This window comes from Variovorax sp. 20P10.2.4 (genome assembly GCF_058244205.1).
The window spans coordinates 1-3,347 of record NZ_JBZAYE010000733.1; the positions used below are offsets into that span (position 1 = coordinate 1).

Below are 3,347 nucleotides of genomic sequence, written 5' to 3' on the forward strand. Positions count from 1 at the left end.
TCGGCCGCGTCGACCGCGTCACCGAGGTCGGCGCGCCCCTCCACCAGCCGCTGCGCCCACCAGCGCAGCACCAGCAGGTAGCCGAGGTAGCCCACGCCCAGGGTCATGAAGTAGCGCACCGCCAGCGACTGCACGCCCAGCAGGTGCATCTGCAGCGCCGAGGCGCCCCACATCAGCAGCAGCGTGAAGCTGCCGATCAGGATGCCATGCGTGCGCAGGCTGTGGTGGCGGTGCAGGTCGCGCTCGACCTGCGTCTCCCAAAGGCGCACCGAGCGCCAGTTGGAGAGGACCTTCATCGGTCGTGGTCGTCGGTCTCGGGTGCGAAGGGCACGCGCTGGGCCACCGCGCACATCAGCTCGTAGCCCACGGTGCCCGCGGCCCGCGCCACCTCGTCGATGGGCAGCACCGCATCGTTGACGGCCGAGCGGCCCCACAGCGTGACCTCGGTGCCGAACTGCGCGTCGGGCACGGGCGTGAGGTCGACCGTGATCATGTCCATGCTGACGCGACCGACCATGCGCGTGCGCACGCCGTTGACCAGCACCGGGGTGCCGGTGTCGCAGTGGCGCGGATAGCCGTCGGCATAGCCGACCGCCGCGATGCCGATGTGGAGCGGCGCATCGGCCGTGAAGCGCGAGCCGTAGCCGATGGTGTCGCCCGGTTGCAGGGTCTGCACGCCGATCAGCTTGGTCGACAGCGTCATGGTGGGCTGCAGCTGCCAATGGGCGGCATCGTTGGCCGGGAAGTCGGGCGCGCTGCCGTACAGCACGATGCCGGGGCGCACCCAGTCGGCGCGCGTGCTGTCGGCATGGCGCAGGGTGGCGGCGCTGTTGGCGATCGAACGCTCGCCGGGCAGGTCGCGCGCGGCGCGCTCGAAGGCCTCGACCTGGTGCGCGATGCCGCGCTCGCCGTCGGCGTCGCTGAAGTGGGTCATCAGCGAGACCTCGTCGACCTGGGTCAGCGCGTTGAGGCGGGTCCAGGCGGCGGCGAAGCGCTCGGGCGTGAAGCCCAGGCGATTCATGCCCGAGTTCATCTTGAGGAATACGCGGTGCGGCTGCAGGGTCTTGTGGGCCGCGAGCATGTCGATCTGCTCGTCGCAATGCACCGTGTGCCAGAGGTCGAGCCGCGAGCACAGCTCCAGGTCGCGCGCCTCGAACACGCCCTCGAGCAGCAGCACCGGGCCGCGCCAGCCCAGCGCACGCACGCGCTGCGCCTCGGCCAGGTCGAGCAGCGCGAAGCCGTCGGCGCCGCGCAGCCCCTCGTAGACGCGCTCGATGCCGTGGCCGTAGGCATTGGCCTTGACCACCGCCCAGACGCGGGAATCGAGCGCATTGCGGCGCACGCGCTCGAGGTTGTGGCGCAAGGCGGCGGTGTGAACCGTGGCGAGAATGGGGCGGGGCATGGCGAAGGGTCTTTGAAAACGATTTGCAGACCACGTTTTAGCATCTTCGGGAATGGGGTCGAATACGCAGAAGCTGCCTGCAGGGCCTGTCGTACCCCCATGCTATAACCGCCCACTCGCCTTCCACGCGACACTTTTTCACTACTGCCAGCGACCCCCCTGGCCAGCCAGCCCATCGATGAAGCGCGGTTTCTACACGATCATGTCGGCCCAGTTCTTTTCGTCGCTGGCCGACCAAGCGCTCTTCGTCGTTGCGGTCGATCTCATGCGAAACGCCGGCGCGCCCGAATGGCAGCGCGCGGCGCTGGTGCCGATCTTCGCCGTCTTCTACGTGGTGCTCGCGCCGCTGGTGGGCGCCTTCGCCGATGCGCTGCCCAAGGGGCGGGTGATGTTCGTCAGCAACGCCATCAAGGTGTTCGGCTGCCTGATGATGCTGTTCGGCTCGCACCCGCTCTTGTCCTATTCGATCGTCGGCCTGGGCGCGGCGGCCTATTCGCCGGCCAAGTACGGCATCCTCACCGAGCTGCTGCCGGCCTCGCAGCTGGTCAAGGCCAACGGCTGGATCGAGGGCCTGACGATCGCCTCGATCCTGCTGGGCATCGTGCTCGGCGGCTCGCTGGTGGGGCATGCGGTCTCGAGCAAGCTGCTGGCCTTCGACATGCCCTTCATCGACACCGGCATCGATTCGCCGGCCGAGGCCGCGCTCTCGGTGCTGATCGTGGTCTACATGGTCGCGGCCTGGTTCAACACGCGCATTCCGCACACCGGCGTCGAGATGCGGCCGATGCGCTCCAACCCCGAGCACAGCCTGGCGCGCAACCTGGTCGGCCTGCTGCCCGACTTCTGGCACTGCAACGCCCGCCTGTGGCGCGACCGCCTGGGCCAGATCTCGCTGGCCACCACCACCCTGTTCTGGGGCGCGGGCGGCAACCTCAAGTACATCGTGCTGGCCTGGGCCTCGCTGGCGCTGGGCTACAACACCACGCAGGCCTCGATCCTCACGGGCGTGGTGACCATCGGCACCGCCGTGGGCGCCATCGTGGCCTCGATGCGCATGCGGCTGGACATGGCCACCCGCGTGATCCCCATGGGCATCGCGATGGGGCTGATGGTGATCTGCATGAACTTCATCGGCAACGTGTGGCTGGCGGTACCCTTCCTCATCATCCTGGGCGGCCTCGGCGGCTTCCTGGTGGTGCCGATGAACGCGCTGCTGCAGCACCGCGGCCACAACCTGATGGGCGCCGGCCGCTCGATCGCGGTGCAGAACTTCAACGAGCAGGCCTGCATCCTGCTGCTCGGCGGCTTCTACAGCGTGTGCACCGGCCTGGGCCTGTCGGCCTACGGCGCGATCAGCGCCTTCGGCTTCGTGGTGGCGGGCTGCATGTGGATCATCAAGCGCTGGCACGAGAACAACCTCAAGAAGTATCCCGAGGAAGTCGAGCACCTGCTGGCCATCGCCCGCAGCGACAAGCATCACTGAGCCCCCCGGCTTTTCACGCCCTTCGGTCGTGTAACTCCACCCCCCGAGGGGGAGACGCGGCCCGCCTTGGGGCGGCCCGGCGGCGGCCGCACCGAGGGACCGCTATGCTCGGCGGTTTGCCCGCCCGATGCCCGCCCTCGCCCTGATCTTCAATGCCTTCGTCTGGGGGCTGTCGTGGTTTCCGTTCCGCCACATCGAAGGCCATGGCCTGCATCCGGTGTGGACCACCTGCCTGATCTACCTCGCGATCGCCACCGTGGTGGGCCTGCTGCGCCGCGGCGCCTGGGCCGGCTTCGCGGGCCATCCGATGCTGGTGCTGCTGGGCCTCGCGGCCGGCTTCACCAACGTGGGCTTCAACTGGGCCGTGACGCAGGGCGACGTGGTGCGCGTGGTGCTGCTGTTCTACCTGATGCCGCTGTGGAGCGTGCTGCTGGGCTGGGCCGTGCTGGGCGAGCGGCCCAC

Annotated in this window: 3 protein-coding genes and 1 pseudogene; 2 read left to right on the forward strand and 2 right to left on the reverse strand. The window is 68.8% G+C overall.

The window, feature by feature from the left end; all coding sequences use genetic code 11:
* A pseudogene (locus tag AC27VN_RS36530) lies at positions 1–296 on the reverse strand (hypothetical protein); the annotation flags it as partial.
* The gene (gene alr, locus AC27VN_RS36535; protein ID WP_490879795.1) at positions 293–1,402 is read right to left on the reverse strand and encodes an alanine racemase; all 1,110 of its coding nucleotides are present in this window, start codon (positions 1,400–1,402) and stop codon (positions 293–295) included. The gene alr and the pseudogene AC27VN_RS36530, both read right to left, overlap by 4 nt.
* Positions 1,403–1,580: 178 nt before the next feature.
* Here alr and lplT point away from each other — a divergent pair, with 178 nt between their 5' ends.
* Both lplT and AC27VN_RS36545 read left to right on the forward strand, forming a co-directional pair.
* The gene (lplT, locus tag AC27VN_RS36540) at positions 1,581–2,885 is read left to right on the forward strand and encodes a lysophospholipid transporter LplT (protein WP_093343952.1); all 1,305 of its coding nucleotides are present in this window, start codon (positions 1,581–1,583) and stop codon (positions 2,883–2,885) included.
* 127 nt (positions 2,886–3,012) lie between these two features.
* Positions 3,013–3,347 (forward strand): EamA family transporter (locus AC27VN_RS36545; RefSeq protein WP_490879796.1); only part of this gene is annotated, 335 nt, incomplete at its 3' end.

Coding starts and splice junctions, on each gene's coding strand:
- alr (WP_490879795.1), bottom strand. CDS start 1,402: ATGCCCCGCCCCATTCTCGCCACGGTTCACACCGCCGCCTTGCGCCAC.
- lplT (WP_093343952.1), top strand. CDS start 1,581: ATGAAGCGCGGTTTCTACACGATCATGTCGGCCCAGTTCTTTTCGTCG.